This window comes from Pseudomonas sp. NBRC 111123 (genome assembly GCF_001320205.1).
GTDB classification, from domain to species: domain Bacteria; phylum Pseudomonadota; class Gammaproteobacteria; order Pseudomonadales; family Pseudomonadaceae; genus Aquipseudomonas; species Aquipseudomonas putida_J.
This window is the reverse complement of the sequence record NZ_BCAZ01000002.1, coordinates 1-17812: the sequence shown is the minus strand read 5'-3', so window position 1 is coordinate 17812 and position 17812 is coordinate 1. Positions and strand designations below refer to the sequence as shown.

The following is a 17812-nucleotide window of genomic DNA, read 5'->3' as shown; positions in this document are numbered from 1 at the left end:
AGGGGTGTCACCCGACCCTGTGGGAGCGGGTTTACCCGCGAACACCGGCAAAGCCGGTGCCATACACCGCGTTGCCTTCTTCGCGGGTAAACCCGCAGGCCGCGAGTGCTAGACCAGCTCTTTGAGCCGGTGCCAGAGCATCCCCAAGGCCAGTATCGGCGAGCGCAGGTGCTTGCCGCCGGGGAAGGTGATGTGGGGCACCTTGGCAAACAGGTCGAAACGCCCGCTCTCCTGGCCGCTGATCGCTTCACCCAGCAGGCGCGCGGCCAGATGCGTGGCGTTCAGGCCGTGGCCAGCATAGGCCTGGGCGTAATAGACGTTGGGTTGGCTGGCCAGGCGGCCGACCTGTGGCAGGCGGTTGGCGCCGATGCCGATCATGCCGCCCCACTGATAATCGATGTGCACATCGGCCAGTTGCGGGAATACCTTGAGCATCTTCGGCCGCATGTAGGCGGCGATGTCCTTCGGGTCGCGCCCGGAATAGTGGCAGGCACCGCCGAACAGCAGGCGGCGGTCGGCGGACAGGCGATAGTAGTCCAGCGCCACGCGCTGGTCGCACACCGCCATGTTCTGCGGCAGCAGCTGATGGGCGCGTTCTTCGCTGAGCGGCTCGGTGGCAATGATGTAGCTGCCGGCTGGCAGCACTTTGCCGCCCAGCTCGCGATTGAGATCGTTGTGGTAGGCGTTGCAGCACAGCACCAACGTCTTGGCGCGCACCCGGCCCTGCGCGGTGTGTACCTGCACTTCGGGGCCGTAGTCGATGCGCGTGACCTCGGATTGCTCGAACAGCTTCACGCCCAGGCGGCTGGCCACTGCGGCTTCACCCAGGGCCAGGTTGAGCGGGTGCAGGTGGCCCGAGCCCATGTCTACCAGGCCGCCGACATAGCTGTCCGAGCCCACCACGCTGTGCATGGCGTCCTTGCCGACCAGGCGCAGTTCGTGGCGGTAGCCCAGGCTGCGCAGTGCTTCGGCATCCTCGGCGAAACCCTTCAGTTCGTCGGGTTTGTTGGCCAGGTCGCAGTAACCCCAGGTCAGGTCGCAGGCAATGGCGTGGCGTTCGATCCGTTCGCGGACGATATCCACGGCTTCCAGGCCCATCAGCCTCATGCTGAGTACGCCTTCCTCGCCGATCACGGGAAGAAACTGCTCCAGGCCATGGCCGACGCCGCGAATCAGCTGGCCGCCATTGCGCCCACTGGCGCCCCATCCGAGCTTGCGTGCTTCAACAAGGATCACCGAAAAGCCACGTTCGGCCAGTTCGATGGCCGTGTTCAGGCCCGAATAGCCACCGCCGACGATGCACACATCGGCGTTGTGTTCGCCTTGCAGGAAGGAATGATCCGGGTGGGGCGCGCTGCTGGCGGCGTAGTACGAGGCGGTATGCTGCGCGCTGTGGATCATGGGGCAGGTCCTGGGGCTGTGGGATGGTGGTGGAGGATAAGCCGGGGTACCTCGGTGGGCAACAAGGCGAGGGCATCGTCCTCGTTCACGGGTATGTCGGGGAGCTGAACCGCCGTTAATGGGCCTATAATTCTGGCATTTCTCAGCTTCGTACCCCGCCATGTCCTGCAACCGCCACAAGATCCACTTCCTGCGCGAGCTCATTCCTTCATTCGAGTGCGAGCCCGGCTGCCACGATTGCTGTGGCCCGGTCACCACCTCGGCTGAAGAGATGGCCCGCCTGCCGCGCAAGACGCAGGCCGAACAGGATGCCGCCCTGGAGCACCTGAACTGCGTGCACCTGGGCCCAAACGGCTGCACCGTCTATGAAGAAAGGCCGATGATCTGCCGCCTGTTCGGCACCACCCCGCGCATGGCCTGCCCGCGTGGGCGCGGCCCAGAGCCGATGATCGACCCCGGCGCAGAGCAGCTGGTCCACCAGTTCATTGCCACTACCCGCCAGGTGCTGGTCTAGCCTCAGTCCGGGATCGGCAGGCAGAGGCTTTCTTTTACCTCTTCCATCACGATGTAGCTCTTGGACTCACGCACGTGCGGTAGCTTCAGCAGGATGTCGCCGAGGAGCTTTCGATAGGAAGCCATTTCCGAAATACGCGCTTTCACCAGGTAGTCGAAATCGCCGGAAACCAAGTGGCACTCCAGCACATGGGGCAGCTTGAGTACCGCGCGGCGGAACTCTTCGAAGGTGTCGCCGGACTTGTAGTCCAGGCTGATTTCCACGAACACCAGCAGGCTGCCCTTGAGGTGCTGCGGATTGAGCCGGGCGTTGTAGCCCATGATGATGCCCTCGCGCTCCAGGCGGCGTACGCGCTCGGTGCAGGGGGTGGTGGAAAGCCCAACTTTCTCGCCCAGTTCGGTGAAGGAAATACGCCCGTCATTCTGCAGGATACGCAGGATATTACGGTCGATCTTGTCCAGTTCACGCTTGCTCTGGTGCTGGGTTCTCATAGGGGATGCCCCTCCGTGAAAGGCGATTTTGCCGAGAATTCTCGCCAATAATAGGCTTTTATATAGTGAATTGCACTGGGCTGAGATTCTTATACTGCGCGCATCCATGCCATATCAACAAAATAGCGGTGCGCCGCGTGCGAGGGATGAACGATGCGAGTATTGGTACTTGGTAGCGGTGTGATCGGTACCGCCAGTGCCTATTATCTGGCCCGGCAAGGCTTCGAGGTGACTGTGGTCGACCGCCAGCCGGCAGTGGCCCTGGAAACCAGCTTTGCCAACGCAGGCCAGATCTCGCCCGGTTATGCTTCGCCCTGGGCCGCCCCAGGCGTGCCGCTGAAAGCCATCAAGTGGCTGCTGGAGCGCCACGCGCCCCTGGCCATCAAGCTGACTGGTGATGTGGACCAGTACCTGTGGATGGCACAGATGCTGCGCAACTGCACCGCCAGCCGTTACGCGGTGAACAAGGAGCGCATGGTGCGCCTGTCCGAGTACAGCCGCGACTGCCTCGACGAACTGCGTGCCGAAACCGGCATTGCCTACGAAAACCGTAGCCTGGGTACTACTCAGCTGTTCCGCACCCAGGCCCAGGTCGATGCCGCAGCCAAGGACATCGCCGTGCTTGAACAGTCCGGCGTGCCTTACGAACTGCTCGACCGCGATGGCATTGCCCGTGTCGAACCAGCCCTGGCCGGGGTGAAAGACATCCTCGCCGGTGCCCTGCGCCTGCCTAACGACCAGACCGGTGACTGCCAGCTGTTCACCACCAAGCTCGCCGAAATGGCCGTGAATCTGGGCGTGGAATTCCGTTTCGGCCAAGACATCCAGCGCCTGGACTTCGCCGGCGACCGCATCAATGGCGTGTGGATCGATGGCAAGCTGGAAACGGCCGACCGTTACGTGCTGGCCTTGGGCAGCTACTCACCGCAGATGCTCAAGCCATTGGGCATCAAAGCCCCGGTGTATCCGCTCAAGGGTTACTCGCTGACCGTGCCGATCACCAATGCCGACATGGCGCCGACCTCGACCATTCTCGACGAGACCTACAAGGTCGCGATTACCCGTTTCGACAACCGCATCCGCGTTGGCGGCATGGCTGAAATCGCCGGTTTTGACCTGTCGCTGAACCCGCGTCGACGCGAAACGCTGGAGATGATCGTCAACGACCTTTATCCTCGCGGCGGCGACTTGAGCCAGGCCAGTTTCTGGACCGGCCTGCGCCCGGCGACCCCGGACGGCACGCCGATCGTGGGCGCCACTGCGTTCCGCAACCTGTTCCTCAACACTGGCCACGGTACGCTGGGCTGGACCATGGCGTGCGGTTCCGGCCGCCTGCTGGCCGACCTGATTGCGCGCAAGAAGCCGCAGATCAGTGCCGAAGGCTTGGATATCTCCCGGTATGGCAACAGCCCGGAAGTCGCCAAGCAAGGCCAGACCACGCCTGTCCACCAGCAGTAAGGTCGCCCTTACCGGCCTCTTCGCGGGTAAACCCGCTCCCACAGGTTTGTGCGATCCCTGTAGGAGCGGCTTCAGCCGCGAAGAATCCAACACCGATTTCAACCCGAACACCATAAGGCAGCCGCCATGCGTCCCGCCCGCGCCCTGATCGACCTGCAAGCCCTCCGCCACAACTACCGCCTGGCCCGTGAACTGACCGGTGCCAAGGCTCTAGCCGTGGTCAAGGCCGACGCCTACGGCCACGGTGCCGTGCGTTGCGCCCTGGCCCTGGAGCCCGAAGCCGACGGCTTTGCCGTGGCCTGCATCGAAGAAGCGCTGGAGCTGCGCGCCGCCGGTATCAAGGCCCCGGTGCTGCTGCTCGAAGGCTTTTTCGAGGCCAGCGAGCTGGCATTGATCGCCGAGCACGACCTGTGGTGCGTGGTGCATTCGCTGTGGCAGCTCGAAGCCATCGAGCAGACCCAGGTGCACAAGCCGCTGACCATCTGGCTCAAGCTCGACAGCGGCATGCACCGCGTCGGCCTGCACCCCAAGGACTACCACGAGGCTTACCAGCGCCTGCTGGCCAGCGGCAAGGTTTCGCGCATCGTGCTGATGAGCCACTTTGCCCGCGCCGACGAGCCGGAGGCCGACGCCACGGAGCAGCAGATCGCAGTATTCAACGCCACCCGTGAAGGGTTGGTTGCCGAATGCAGCCTGCGCAATTCACCCGGTGTACTGGCCTGGCCGCAGGCCCCGAGCGACTGGGTGCGCCCGGGCATCATGCTGTATGGCGCCAGCCCCTTCGAAGCCGACCAGCCCCAGGCAGCGCGCCTGCAGCCGGTGATGACCCTGCAATCGCGGGTCATCAGCGTGCGTGAGCTGCCAGCCGGTGAGCCGGTGGGCTACGGTGCCAAGTTCGTCAGCCCGCGGCCGACCCGTGTTGGCGTGGTCGCCATGGGTTACGCCGACGGCTACCCGCGCCATGCGCCCACCGGCACGCCGGTGGTGGTCGCTGGCAAGCGCAGCCAGCTGATTGGCCGCGTGTCGATGGACATGCTCTGCATCGACCTCACCGACGTACCCGAAGCCAATGTCGGCAGCCCGGTCGAGCTGTGGGGCAAGCAGGTGCTGGCCAGTGATGTAGCGATGCAGGCCGGGACCATCCCCTACCAGATTTTCTGCAACCTGAAACGCGTACCGCTGGACTATTGCGGCGAATAAGGCGCCGAAGCGGACAGCGTGAGGGGCGGTGTGTTGTAAATACTGAACGGCATTGCCATGATATCGTTCACATTCACCCCGCCATCTCACCGTTTCAGGAGGCTCCAGCTTTGGACGTCGGCGAACGACTGCAAGCCATCCGCAAGCTCAAGGGCCTGTCCCAGCGGGAACTCGCCAAGCGCGCGGGAGTGACCAACAGCACCATCTCGATGATCGAGAAGAACAGCGTGAGCCCCTCGATCAGCTCGTTGCGCAAGGTCCTCAGCGGCATTCCCATGTCGATGGTCGAGTTCTTTTCGGTCGAGCTGGAGGCCGAAAGCCCCGCGCAGATTGTCTACAAGGCCCACGAGCTGATCGACATCTCCGACGGCGCGGTGACCATGAAGCTGGTGGGCAAGTCGCACCCCAACCGCGCCATCGCCTTCCTCACCGAGGTCTACCCGCCGGGTGCCGATACCGGTGCCGAGATGCTCACCCACGATGGTGAAGAAACCGGCATCCTGCTCGAAGGCAAGCTCGAGCTGGTGGTGGGCAACGAGATCTTCATCCTCGAAGCGGGCGACAGCTACTACTTCGAAAGCACCCGTCCGCACCGTTTCCGCAACCCGTTCGACGCACCTGCGCGGCTGATCAGTGCAGCCACACCCTCGAACTTTTGATCCAGCGCAGTGCATTGTTTCGGCAATACCCCTTTCCTGAGTAGGGTCGTTTCACGGTTTCCGGGTTCCCGCTATACTTTTCAACGCTCGCATTACCGTGGCCGCGGGCGTGATTAGCCACCATGAGGGTGTTCGCGTGAACCAAATCAAGAAGATGCTGGCCGTACCAGCAGCCGTATTCGCCCTTTGGGCAATGAGCGCAACCGCAGCGACCAACGATGAGCTTGCCAAACGCCTTGAGCCGGTCGGCCAGGTCTGTGTGCAGGGCCAGGAATGCAAGGGCATGGAAGTGGCAGCCGCCGCAGGTGGCGGTGGGGCCAAGACGCCGGATGATGTGATTGCCAAGCATTGCAATGCCTGCCACGGCACCGGGTTGCTGGGGGCGCCGAAGATTGGCGACGGCGCTGCGTGGAAGAAGCGCGCTGACGAGCAGGGTGGGGTGGACGGGCTTCTGGCCAAGGCCATTACCGGCCTGAACGCCATGCCGCCGAAAGGTACCTGCGCGGACTGCTCGGATGATGACCTGAAAGGCGCCATCAAGAAGATGTCCGGTCTTTGAGCCGAAGATGAATTGCACAAGGCCCGCCATTTTTTGGCGGGCTTTGTATTTGTGTTGCCAGTGCCGGCCCTTCGCGGCTAAAGCCGCTCCTACAGGATTTTCACCGCCCTTGAGTATTGTGAGGTCCCTGTGGGAGCGGCTTTAGCCGCGAAAGGGCCGGCACAGGCAACCAACCTCTTGAGCTCATGTCCAACCCCTGACCCCATGGATGATTCAGGAGGCCCCGATGCACCTCTGCTCCATCGACCAGGCCGTCGAGCAGGTTCTCGCCCGGCTGCCAGCACATATCCATATGGGCTTGCCGCTGGGCCTGGGCAAGCCCAACGCCTTCGTCAATGCGCTTTACGCCCGGGTCCGCGAGCTGCCAGAGCGAAGGTTGACGATCTACACCGCGCTGACGCTTGGCCGCCCACCCTTGGGCGACGGCCTGCAACGGCGTTTCCTCGAGCCCTTCGTCGAGCGCGTGTTCGCCGACTACGAAGAGCTCAGCTACCTGGCCGACCTGCGCAACGACGAGCTGCCGCCGAATATCCGCGTCGAGCAGTTCTTCATGCAACCCGGCAGCCTGCTGCACAGCGAAACCGCGCAGCAGGACTACATCAGCAGTAACTACAGCCACGCCGCACGCGACATCAATGCCAAGGGCCTGAACCTGGTTGCCCAGCTGGTCGCCGCCACGCCGGAGAAGCCCGTCCACCTGAGCCTGGCCTGCAACCCCGACATCACCCTCGACCTGCAGCCGATGATCGCCAAGCGGCGTGCAGCAGGTGAAACCATCCTCATGCTCGGCCAGGTTCATGCCGAACTGCCCTACATGCCGGGCGATGCGGAGCTGCCGATCGATGCGTTCGACCTGTTGATCGACGAAGCGGAACAGCGCCGGCTGTTTTCTACCCCAAACATGCCGGTCACCACCCAGGATCACTGCATCGGTTTGCACGCAAGCTCGCTGGTACGTGATGGCGGCACCTTGCAGATCGGCATCGGCGCCATGGGGGATGCGCTGGCGGCAGCGTTGTTGGCGCGCCAGGGTGACAACGAGGGTTACCGTGCGTTGCTCGACGAGCTGGACGTTGGCCCTTGGCAGGCGCTGATCGAGCAAGAAGGGGGCCTTGAGCCTTTCGCCCAAGGCCTTTATGGCTGCAGTGAGATGTTCGTCAACGGCCTGCTGGCGCTGGCCGAGGCCGGCGTGGTGCGGCGACCGGCGGATGAGCAGGGCGTGCTGGTGCATGGCGGGTTCTTCCTGGGCCCACAAGCGTTCTACCAGCGCTTGCGCGAGATGCCGCTGGAGCAACGCGCACGTTTCGCCATGACCCGCATCAGCTTCATCAACGAGCTGTACGGGCAGGAAGAACTCAAGCGCCGGCAGCGCCGCGATGCGCGCTTCGTCAACACGGTGTTCGGCATGACCCTGCTGGGTGCCGGTGTAGCCGACCAGTTGGAGGACGGGCGGGTGCTCAGCGGGGTGGGTGGGCAGTACAACTTCGTGGCTCAGGGGCATGCGCTGGAGGGTGGGCGCTCGATCCTGTTGTTGCGCAGCTGGCGCGAGTCGGGTGGTGAGGTGACCTCCAACCTGTTCTGGCGCTATGGCCACTGCACCATCCCTCGGCACCTGCGCGATATTGTGGTGACCGAGTATGGCATCGCCGACCTGCGTGGGCAGACCGACAGCGAAGTGATTGCGCGGTTGCTGGCCATCAGCGATTCAAGGTTCCAGGGCGAGTTGATCGAGCAGGCGAAGGATGCGGGCAAACTGGCCAGGGACTTTCAGCTGGATGCGCGGTTTACCGACAACACGCCGCAAAGCCTGGAGGCCATCAAGGCCCGACATGCGCGGTTATTCCCGGAGTATCCGCTGGGCACGGACTTCACGGCTGAGGAACGGGACTTGTTGCGGGCGCTGAACTGGTTGAAGAGTAAGTTCAAGCTGAGCGAAATGCTGGAGCTGGGCAAGGCGGCACTGGAGGCGCCGGGGCCGGAGGGGTATGAGGCGCACCTGGCGCGGATGCAGCTGGATCAGCCGCATGGGTTGAAGGAAGAGCTTTACCAGCGCTTGTTGCTGGCGGGGTTGGCGGCGTCCTGATGAATTGCCGGGGCTGCTTCGCAGCCCATTCGCGACACAAGGCCGTTCCTACAAGGAAATGCGATCTCCTGTAGAAGCGGCCTTGTGTCGCGATGGGCCGCAAAGCGGCCCCAGGGGCAATCACTCGATGAAGCTGACCACGCCACCTTCCAGCGACTTCACCCGGGCCAGCGATTCAACGCGGTAGCCCTGGCTGTCCAGCTCGGCACGGCCGCCCTGGAACGACTTCTCGATGACGATGCCCAGGCCGGCAACGGTGGCACCGGCCTGCTTGATGATCGAGATCAGCGCCTGCGACGCCTTGCCGTTGGCCAGGAAGTCGTCGATCACCAGCACGCGGTCGCTGCTGTTGAGGTGGCGCGGCGAGATGGCCACGGTGTTCTCGGTCTGCTTGGTGAAGGAGTACACCGAGGCAGTCAGCAGGTTCTCGGTCAGGGTCAGCGACTGGTGCTTGCGCGCGAAGATCACCGGTACGCCCAGCTTCAGGCCGGTCATCACCGCCGGGGCAATGCCCGATGCTTCGATGGTGACGATCTTGGTCACGCCGGCATCGGCGAACAGGCGGGCGAACTCGTCACCGATCAGCTGCATCAGCGCCGGGTCGATCTGGTGGTTGAGAAACGCGTCGACTTTGAGAACCTGATCGGAAAGCACGATGCCTTCTTCGCGAATCTTCTGATGCAGTGCTTCCACTGTGTATTCCTCGATGTAACAAAGGTGGCCGCTAAAAGCGGCAGAGTTAAAGAGTAATGGTTGATCAGCGTTTGAGCATTGCCCGGATATCGGCCAGGGCGTTGTTGCCGCGCGCGGCCTTCACCTCGACCGGTGCGTCGTCCAGGCCTTCCCAGGCCAGGTCGTCGGGCGGTAGTTCGTCGAGGAACCGGCTTGGCGTGCAATCGATGATCTCACCGTACTGCTTGCGCTTGGCGGCGAAGGTGAAAGCCAGGGTCTGGCGCGCGCGGGTGATGCCCACGTAGGCCAGGCGACGTTCCTCTTCGATGGTGTCGGCCTCGATGCTGGAGCGGTGGGGGAGGATTTCCTCCTCCATGCCCATGATGAACACGTAAGGGAATTCCAGGCCCTTGGAGGCGTGCAGGGTCATCATCTGCACACCTTCGGCGTTTTCTTCCTCTTCCTGCTGGCGCTCCAACATGTCGCGCAGCACCAGCTTGCCGATGGCGTCCTCGATGGTCATGTCACCCTCTTCGTCCTTCTCGAGGGTGTTCTTCAGCGCTTCGACCAGGAACCAGACGTTGCTGATGCGGAACTCCGCCGCCTTGTCGCTGGCGGTCTGCTGGCGGATCCAGTTCTCGTAGTCGATGTCGCGGATCATCTCGTGCAGCGCGGCAATCGGGTCTTCCAGGGCGACTTTGTGGCGCACACCGTCGAGCCAGTGCTTGAAGCGCTGCAGGCGCTCTGTGTAGCGGGCGTCCAGGTGCTCGCCCAGGCCCAGCTCCTCGCTGGCGGCGTACATCGAGATGCCGCGCTCGGTGGAATAGTTGCCGAGCTTTTCCAGGGTGGTCGAGCCGATTTCCCGGCGCGGCACGTTGATCACGCGCAGGTAGGCGTTGTCGTCATCCGGGTTCACCAGCAGGCGCAGGTAGGCCATGAGGTCCTTGACCTCCTGGCGGCCAAAGAAGCTGTTGCCGCCCGACAGGCGATACGGCACCTGATGGTGCTGCAGCTTCAGTTCGATCAGCTTGGCCTGGTAGTTGCCGCGGTAGAGGATGGCAAAGTCGCTGTACGGGCGGTTGGTGCGCAGGTGCAGGGTGAGGATTTCCATGGCCACGCGTTCGGCCTCGGCTTCCTCGTTCTTGCAGCGGATCACGCGGATCTCGTCGCCCACGCCCATCTCGCTCCACAGCTGCTTTTCGAAAGCGTGCGGGTTGTTGGCGATGAGCACGTTGGCGCAGCGCAGGATGCGGCTGGTGGAGCGGTAGTTCTGTTCGAGCATGACGATCTTCAGGGAGGGGTAGTCCTCCTTGAGCAGCATCAGGTTCTCGGGGCGCGCGCCACGCCAGGCGTAGATCGACTGGTCGTCATCGCCCACCACGGTGAACTGGTTGCGCATGCCAATCAGCATCTTCACCAGCAGGTACTGACTGGCGTTGGTGTCCTGGTATTCGTCCACCAGCAGGTAGCGCACGCGGTTCTGCCAGCGTTCGAGCACGTCGGGGTGCTCCTGGAACAGCTTGACCGGCAGCAGGATCAGGTCGTCGAAGTCCACCGCGTTGAACGCCTTGAGCGTGCGCTGGTAGTGGGTGTAGACGATGGCGGCGGTCTGTTCGCGCGGGTTGCGCGCTTTTTCCAGGGCTTCGGCGGGCAGGATCAGGTCGTTTTTCCAGGCACCGATCATGTTCTTGATCTCGTCGATGCCGTCGTCGCCGGAGTATTCCTTCTGCATGATGTCCGACAGCAGCGCCTTGATGTCGGATTCGTCGAAGATCGAGAAGCCCGGCTTGTAGCCCAGGCGCTCGTGCTCCTTGCGGATGATGTTCAGGCCAAGGTTGTGGAACGTGCACACCGTCAGGCCCCGGCCTTCCCCCGGACGCAGCAGGGTGGCGACCCGCTCCTTCATCTCGCGCGCGGCCTTGTTGGTGAAGGTCATCGCCACGATGTACTGGGCGCGGATGCCGCAGTTCTGGATGAGGTGGGCAATCTTGCGCGTGATCACGCTGGTCTTGCCCGAGCCAGCACCGGCGAGCACCAATAGAGGGCCGCCGACGTAGTCACGGGCTTCCTGTTGCCGGGGATTGAGTCGGGACATGCTAGAAACCGGGGGTCGCCAGAAAATAGCCGCGCATTCTAACAGGCATGGGCCACTTGTGGCGCGACCGTCTGACGTTTGAGTCAGACTTTTGTCAGGGCATAAGCATTAGCGAAACTAATGCTATTCACCGAAAAAATCGTAATTGCCGGTTTGACGACTTTCCCGCAGGATGCACGTCAAAATGCGACGGGAGGCACTGCGGGCAAAGGATATGTCTAATAGGTGAAAATCATTTTCATTTATGCAGTAGCATGCCCGACATCCACCGCTATACCTTTCGAGTCTTAAGGAGCCCGCTTGTCCACGCCTGTCGAACCTTTGCGTTTGCTGCTGTTGGCTGATGAGCCGGAATGGGCCGCCTTGTTACGCGAATGTCTGCTACCACTGGACGGTACCGCGGTATTGCTGACCGCACCGAACTGGGCGGCGGTCGATACCCTGTTCAGCCATGACCGCCAGGCCGTGGTGCTTGCCACGCCTGACTTGCAGCCCGCGCCAGGGCGCTGTGAGCTGCCGACCATCCTGTTGCTCGACCATGAGCCAGTCACTTCGCCAACGGGCGTCAGTGACTGGCTGGTACGCGACCAGCTCAATGTCGATGCCCTGCGCCGCTCGTTGCGTCATGTGCGCGAGCGCGGTGTGCTGGTGGCGACCTTGCAGCGCCTGGCCGAGCAGGACCCACTGACCGGCATCGCCAACCGCCAGGGCTTTCAGGCCCTGTTGACCACGCGCCTGGCCGAGAACGAAGGCCGCGGCGTGGCCCTCGGCCACCTGGACCTGGACAACTTCCGCCATGTCAACGATGCCCTTGGTCATCAGTGCGGCGACCGCCTGATCCTGCAGGTGGTGTCGCGCCTCAAGCAGCAGCTGGAGGCTGGTGACCAGCTGGCGCGCCTGGGCAGCGACGAGTTTGCCCTGCTGATCGACACACGTCGCGACGCCAACCGTGCCGAATGGATCGCCGAGCGTATCGTCGAGGCGTTGGCCGAACCCTACTGGATCGACGGCGAAAGCCTGTTGCTCGGCTGCAGCCTGGGCCTGGCCCATGCCCGTGCCCAGGGCGGGGCCGACCCGCTGATGTGGCATGCGCACATTGCCATGCGCCAGGCCAAGGGTAGCCAGGGCTGCACCTTCCATGTGTTCAACGAACGCATCAACCGCAATGCGCGCAGCCTGGCCGACCTGGAAAGCGAGCTGCGTCGGGCACTGCGCCGCGATGAACTGGAGTTGCACTACCAGCCGCGGCTGAACCTTGCCGATGGGCGCATCGTCGGCCTCGAGGCCCTGGTGCGCTGGCGGCATGCCGAGCGCGGCCTGCTGCCGCCCAGCGAGTTCGTGCCGCTGGCCGAACAGAGCGGGCTGATCGTGCCGCTGGGTTACTGGGTGATTTCCCGTGCCCTGCACGACATGCAGGCGTTGCGCGAGCAGGGGCTTGCGCCACTGCACATGGCGGTGAACCTGAGCTTCCGTCAGTTCCAGGACAGCCAGTTGCTGGCCACCCTGAGCCGGCTGATCATCGAGCATGGTGTGGATGCCCGCTGGCTGGAATTCGAACTGACCGAAACGGCGGTGATGCGCCGCAACGAGCTGGTGCGCCAGACCATGGATGCCTTGGGCCGCCTGGGTGTGCGCTTCTCGCTGGATGACTTTGGTACCGGCTTCTCGTCCTTTGTGCACTTGAACAGCCTGCCGATCACCTTGCTCAAGGTTGACCGCAGCTTCGTTGCCGAGATGGAGATGCGCGAAGAAAACCGCAAGCTGGTGCATGCCATGATCAACCTGGCGCACAACCTCAACCTGGAAGTGGTGGCCGAGGGCGTCGAGAGCCCGGAGCAGATGGCTTTGCTGCGCGGGTTTGGCTGTGACCAGGTGCAAGGGTTCCTGGTCAGCAAGCCGCTACCGGTCGGGGAGTTGATGGACTACCTGCTGCAGGCGTCTGACCGTCCGCTGGTAGCTGCCCTCTAGGGCCTCTTCGCGGCGGTTCGACGCCTCGAAAGGGCCCTTCAGTCAGGCCGATACCGCGGCCCCAACCCCGGCCTTGCCCAGCAACCGCTTCATCCGCCATTCGAAGCCGATGGTCAGCGCCACCGCCGCACAGGCCAGCCCAAGGGCCAGCCCCCACCACACCCCCACCGCCCCGCCACCCAGGGTAAAGGTAAACAGCCAGGCACTGGGAGCCCCCACCAGCCAGTAGCAGCACAGCCCGATGAGGAAGGTGGTCTTGGCGTCCTTCAGGCCACGGATCGAGCCCATGGCGATGGTCTGCATGCCATCGAACAGCTCGAACCATGCCGCCACCATCAGCAGTTGCACGGCCAGTTGATAGATCGCGGTGAAGCCGGGGTCGTCACGGTCGATGAACAGCCCCACCAACGCATCCGGCAGCAGCAGGAACAACGCTGCAAAGGCAAACATGATCATTGCCCCGAAGCTGATCCCCACCCGCCCAGCACTGCGCGCTGCCAGCAGGTTGCCGGCGCCGTAGTACAGGCCCACGCGCATGGTCACGGCATACGACAGCCCGGTCGGCACCATGAACGCGGTGGAAACGATCTGCAGGGCGATCTGGTGCGCCGCCAGTTGCGTGCTGCCCAGCACGCCCATGCACAGTGCGGCGAAGGCGAACAGCCCGACCTCCACCATGTAAGTACCGCCAATCGGCAGGCCCAACCGCCACAGTTCGCGCAGGGCTGGCAGCGAAGGGCGCGACAGCCCTTTGCGCAGCGGGTAGTCGGCATACGCCGAGTGCCAGCGGATGTACAACGCCAAGGCAATGGCCATGCCCATCGACACCACGGCAGTGACCAGGCCGATACCCATCAGGCCCAGCTTTGGCAGGCCGAACATGCCTTCGATCAGGGCGACGTTGAACAGGTAGTTGAGTACCGTGCCGACCAGGCTGATGACCATCACCGGTGTGGAGCGCCCTAATGCACTGGTGAAGCCGCGCAGGGCCATGAACGTCAGGTAGCCGGGCAGGGCCAGTGGCAGCAGGGTGAGGAACTCGGCTGCCGAGTCGACGTTCTCCGGCTGCTGGCCAAACAGCAACAGCACCGGTTTCAGGTTCCACAGCACCAGTGCCGCCAGCAGCGCCAGGCCCCAGGCCAGCCATAGGCCGTTCTGTGCCAGGCGGGTGGCGCCCTCGATGTCGTTGGCGCCCTTGCGGATCGCCACCAGGGTGCCGACTGCGGCGATCACACCCAGGCAGAAGATCGACACGAACGAATAGCTCGCCGCGCCCAGGCCACCACCGGCCAGGGCCTGCGGGCTGATGCGGGCCATCATCAGGGTGTCGGTTAGCACCATCAGCATATGCGCCAACTGCGAGGCGATCAGCGGCCCGGCCAGGCGCAGCAAAGCCTTGAGTTCTGTGGTGGGCGCGACATGCATGAGTATGGTCCTTGTGCCTGATCCTGTGAGCGATGGACGATTCTGAGGCTTCGGTCAACTTTGCACAAAAGGATAAAAGCGATGATTGGCATGAGTTGAACTCATGTATATATGACGCTGTGCATTCCATTCTCACCCCCGTATGACAGGTGCCCCATGTCCCGCCAGTTGCCTCCTCTGTATGCATTGCGCGCATTCGAAGCGGCTGCGCGGCTGAGCTCGTTCACCCGCGCCGGTGAAGAGCTGTCGATCACCCAGAGCGCAGTCAGCCGGCATATCCGCACCCTTGAAGAGCATTTCGCCTGCAAGCTGTTCGTGCGCAGTGGCCGCAGCCTGCAGTTGACCGAGGCGGCGCGGGTGCTGTTGCCTGGCGTGCGCGAAGGCTTCGCCGCGTTGGAGCGGGCCTGCGATACCTTGCGCGGGGAGGATGACATCCTGCGCATGAAAGCGCCGTCGACCCTGACCATGCGTTGGCTGCTGGCGCGGCTGAGCCACTTCCGACATCTGCAGCCGGGCAATGAGGTGCAACTGACCAGTGCCTGGATGGACGTCGACCATGTGGACTTCAACCAGGAGCCGTTCGATTGTGCGGTGCTGCTCAGTGACGGGGTGTTCCCGGCGGAGTGGGAAGTGCGCCGGTTGTTTTCCGAATTGTTGATCCCGGTGGGGGCGCCGGATCTGCTGAAGGAAGGGCCGTGGGACGAGCGGCGGCTGGCCGGTATCGAGCTGTTGCACCCGACCCCCGACAAGCGAGACTGGCGCGAATGGCTGGAGCGCATGGGGCTCAGCGACAAGGTGTCGCTCAAGGGCGGGCAGGTGTTCGATACCCTGGAGCTGGGCATGATTGCGGCGGCGCGGGGTTACGGCATCTCGATGGGCGACTTGTTGATGGTCGCCGAGGATGTGGCCCAGGGGCGCTTGAGCCTGCCTTGGCCGACGGCGGTGCCCAGTGGCATGGATTATTACCTGGTGTGGCCACGGACCCGGCCAGGTGGGGAGCGGTTGCGGCGCTTGAGTGTGTTTCTGCAGGAGGAAGCGGCAGCTGTTGATCTGCCAGCGGTGGATATCCTGCCTGCTCTTTGACTGCCTGTGCCGACCTCTTCGCGGGTAAAGCGCCAGCCTCAGGAACAATGATATCCCCTGTGGGAGCGGGTTACCCGCGAAAGGGCCGGTAAAGGCGTAGAGAAAACGTTTGCGAATACCCCGGTCCGACACTCAAGTATTCGAAAGCGACGCCGATCAACTGGCACCAGCGTCCCGGAAGAGGACGCGCTCTCCCGTCGATTTCAAGCGGGTGGTCAGCGTGATCAGGATGATCCCGGCCTCTTGCCAGGAGCTTCTTCATGTCTCAACCGCGTGCCCGGATTGCTTCCCAACTCGGTGTCGCCCTCGCCATCGTGTTGGCGCTGGTGATTTCCGGCAGTACCCTGTTCGCCCTGCGTGCGCTGGACGACGCCAACCTCGCCACCCGCCAGGCCCACCTGGCCAGCGAAGCGCGGTTGCTGGCCGATCAGCTCGATACCTTCCACGGTTCGCTCAAGGACAATACCCAGCGCCTGAGTGGCCTGTTCGAGCGTCGCTTCGCCTCGGGGCTGTCGCTGCACCCTGGCGAGACCGTACACGTTGCCGGCCTTGCCACACCAGCCCTGTATCTGGGCGATCGGCTGCTGAACAACGATTTCCAGGTGGTCGATGAATTCCAGCAGATGACCGCCGGCATCGCGACCCTGTTCGTGCGCAGCGGCGATGATTTCGTGCGCATCAGCACCAACCTGAAGAAGCAGGACGGTGCGCGCGCCATCGGCACCCAGCTCGATCGCCAGCATCCGGCCTACACCAAGCTGCTGGCCGGGCAGATGTACGTCGGCCGCGCGGTGCTGTTCGAGCGCAATTACATGACCCGCTACGTGCCGGTCAGCGACAGCAACGGCCGGGTCATCGCGGTGTTGTTCGTCGGCTTCGATTACACCGACGCGCAAAACGCCCAGTTCGCCAACCTCAAGCGCTTCCGCATCGGTGCAACAGGTTCGCTGGCCATTCGTGATGAGCAGGGCCAGTGGCTGGTACCCCCTGCCAATGCCGACCAGGACCTGTTCAGCGCCAGTGCACCGTTTGCCGAGGGCCCCTGGACCGTGGTTGCCAGCATGCCCAAGGCTGAAATCCGCGAAGTGACCTGGAGTGTCGGCCTGCGCCTGGCCATCGGCAGCCTGCTGGCGATGCTGCTGGCGGTGGCTGCCACCCTGTGGCTGCTGCGGCGCAAGCTGCGCCCGCTGGATGACTTGGTACGGCAAGCCGAGGCACTGGGTGCTGGCGACCTGAATGCGCGCCTGAGCGTGACCAGCCATGACGAGATCGGCCAGCTGGCGCGCAGCTTCAACCAGATGGGCGAGGCGCTGTCGACCATGGTCGAGCACATCCGCAGTGCTTCCGAACAGGTCAGTAGCCGTGCACGTTCGCTGTCCGGGTTGTCTACTGGTGCCTGTGAAGGCATGGATCAGCAGTCCGGCGAGATCACCAGCATGGCTGGTGCGGTGGAAGAGTTCAGTGCGACCTCGATGAACATCGCTGACAACATGGCCGGTACCGAGCGCATGGCCCGCGACAACGCTCAGCAGACCCGCATTGGCCGCAGTGCCATGGATGAAGCGTCGAGCTCGCTGCGGCAGATTGCCGAAGCGCTGGGTGGCACCGCCACTGTGATGGACAGCCTTGGCGCACGCTCGCAGGAGATTGGCGGCATCATCAGCGTGATCACCGCGATTGCCGAGCAAACCAACTTGCTGGCGCTGAATGCTGCCATCGAGGCTGCCCGTGCCGGTGAGCAGGGCCGTGGCTTTGCTGTGGTTGCCGATGAGGTGCGCGGGCTGGCCGCGCGCACGCGCCAGGCTACCGATGAGATTTCCGGGATGATCACCAGCATCCAGCAGCAGACCGGGCACGCCATCAATACCCTGGAGCAGGGCAACCAGCTGATGCAGGAAGGGCTGGCGCGCAACGACAAGGTTGCCGAAGCATTGGCGCGGATCGATGAGCAGAGCCGGACGGCGGGTGAGCAGTTTGCCGTGATCAGCACGGCGACCCAGGAGCAGAGCAGCACGGCCACTGTGCTCAGCCGCAACCTGCAGAGCATTGCCCAGGCCAACAGCGAGCAGCGTGATGTGGCCAATGAACTGGCATTTACCGCGCGGGAGCTGGAAGGCTTGGCGGCGCAGTTGCGTCAGGAAGTGGACCGCTTCCGCTGAAACCGCAGGGGGCCGCCTCGCGGCCCTTTCGCGACACAAGGCCGC

At 63.4% G+C, this 17812-nt stretch carries 14 protein-coding genes and 1 pseudogene; 10 read left to right on the top strand and 5 right to left on the bottom strand.

The window, feature by feature from the left end; genetic code table 11:
* Positions 1 to 108 precede the first annotated feature (108 nt).
* Positions 109 to 1401 (bottom strand): FAD-binding oxidoreductase, encoded by a 1293-nt coding sequence (locus APH27_RS01270; protein ID WP_027917008.1) that lies wholly within the window; start codon positions 1399 to 1401, stop codon positions 109 to 111.
* A 160-nt stretch (positions 1402 to 1561) separates the two neighbouring features.
* Between APH27_RS01270 and APH27_RS01265 the strand changes: the two genes are divergently transcribed.
* Entirely contained in the window at positions 1562 to 1915 is a 354-nt protein-coding gene (locus tag APH27_RS01265) for a YkgJ family cysteine cluster protein (protein ID WP_060483793.1), read from the top strand.
* A 2-nt stretch (positions 1916 to 1917) separates the two neighbouring features.
* On the opposite strand, the gene dadR is transcribed toward APH27_RS01265, so the two are convergent.
* Positions 1918 to 2406 carry a transcriptional regulator DadR gene (dadR, locus tag APH27_RS01260; RefSeq protein WP_003258963.1) on the bottom strand — a complete coding sequence of 163 codons (489 nt, stop codon included), beginning with the start codon at positions 2404 to 2406 and terminating at the stop codon, positions 1918 to 1920.
* A 153-nt stretch (positions 2407 to 2559) separates the two neighbouring features.
* On the opposite strand from dadR, the gene dadA reads away from it, so the two are divergent.
* From dadA to APH27_RS01235, 5 genes are all read left to right on the top strand, one after another.
* The gene (gene dadA, locus APH27_RS01255; RefSeq protein ID WP_060483792.1) at positions 2560 to 3864 is read left to right on the top strand and encodes a D-amino acid dehydrogenase; all 1305 of its coding nucleotides are present in this window, start codon (positions 2560 to 2562) and stop codon (positions 3862 to 3864) included.
* 126 nt (positions 3865 to 3990) lie between these two features.
* A complete protein-coding gene (gene alr / locus APH27_RS01250; RefSeq protein WP_027917005.1) occupies positions 3991 to 5064 on the top strand; it encodes an alanine racemase in 1074 nt (357 codons plus the stop codon).
* Between the two features lie 110 nt (positions 5065 to 5174).
* Positions 5175 to 5723 carry a cupin domain-containing protein gene (locus APH27_RS01245; RefSeq protein WP_027917004.1) on the top strand — a complete coding sequence of 183 codons (549 nt, stop codon included), beginning with the start codon at positions 5175 to 5177 and terminating at the stop codon, positions 5721 to 5723.
* A gap of 136 nt (positions 5724 to 5859) precedes the next feature.
* The gene (locus APH27_RS01240) at positions 5860 to 6282 is read left to right on the top strand and encodes a cytochrome c5 family protein (protein ID WP_027917003.1); all 423 of its coding nucleotides are present in this window, start codon (positions 5860 to 5862) and stop codon (positions 6280 to 6282) included.
* Positions 6283 to 6508: 226 nt separating this feature from the next.
* Positions 6509 to 8365 carry an acetyl-CoA hydrolase/transferase C-terminal domain-containing protein gene (locus APH27_RS01235; protein WP_060483791.1) on the top strand — a complete coding sequence of 619 codons (1857 nt, stop codon included), beginning with the start codon at positions 6509 to 6511 and terminating at the stop codon, positions 8363 to 8365.
* Positions 8366 to 8485: 120 nt separating this feature from the next.
* Here APH27_RS01235 and APH27_RS01230 read toward each other — a convergent pair whose 3' ends face one another.
* Positions 8486 to 9058 carry a xanthine phosphoribosyltransferase gene (locus APH27_RS01230; protein ID WP_003253535.1) on the bottom strand — a complete coding sequence of 191 codons (573 nt, stop codon included), beginning with the start codon at positions 9056 to 9058 and terminating at the stop codon, positions 8486 to 8488.
* 64 nt (positions 9059 to 9122) lie between these two features.
* Positions 9123 to 11132: a DNA helicase Rep gene (gene rep / locus APH27_RS01225; RefSeq protein ID WP_027917001.1), complete on the bottom strand. Its 2010-nt coding sequence runs from the start codon at positions 11130 to 11132 to the stop codon at positions 9123 to 9125.
* Between the two features lie 300 nt (positions 11133 to 11432).
* Between rep and APH27_RS01220 the strand changes: the two genes are divergently transcribed.
* Positions 11433 to 13100 carry a bifunctional diguanylate cyclase/phosphodiesterase gene (locus tag APH27_RS01220; RefSeq protein WP_060483790.1) on the top strand — a complete coding sequence of 556 codons (1668 nt, stop codon included), beginning with the start codon at positions 11433 to 11435 and terminating at the stop codon, positions 13098 to 13100.
* Positions 13101 to 13142: 42 nt separating this feature from the next.
* Here APH27_RS01220 and APH27_RS01215 read toward each other — a convergent pair whose 3' ends face one another.
* Positions 13143 to 14525 (bottom strand): NorM family multidrug efflux MATE transporter, encoded by a 1383-nt coding sequence (locus tag APH27_RS01215; RefSeq protein WP_027916999.1) that lies wholly within the window; start codon positions 14523 to 14525, stop codon positions 13143 to 13145.
* Positions 14526 to 14681: 156 nt separating this feature from the next.
* On the opposite strand from APH27_RS01215, the gene APH27_RS01210 reads away from it, so the two are divergent.
* The 3 genes and pseudogenes from APH27_RS01210 (at position 14682) to APH27_RS27050 (ending at position 17767) form a co-directional block, all read left to right on the top strand.
* The gene (locus tag APH27_RS01210; protein WP_027916998.1) at positions 14682 to 15608 is read left to right on the top strand and encodes a LysR substrate-binding domain-containing protein; all 927 of its coding nucleotides are present in this window, start codon (positions 14682 to 14684) and stop codon (positions 15606 to 15608) included.
* Between the two features lie 260 nt (positions 15609 to 15868).
* Positions 15869 to 16912, top strand: a pseudogene (locus tag APH27_RS27055) (Cache 3/Cache 2 fusion domain-containing protein); the annotation flags it as partial.
* A complete protein-coding gene (locus APH27_RS27050; RefSeq protein WP_371260230.1) occupies positions 16907 to 17767 on the top strand; it encodes a methyl-accepting chemotaxis protein in 861 nt (286 codons plus the stop codon). The pseudogene APH27_RS27055 and the gene APH27_RS27050, both read left to right, overlap by 6 nt.
* Positions 17768 to 17812 lie beyond the last annotated feature (45 nt).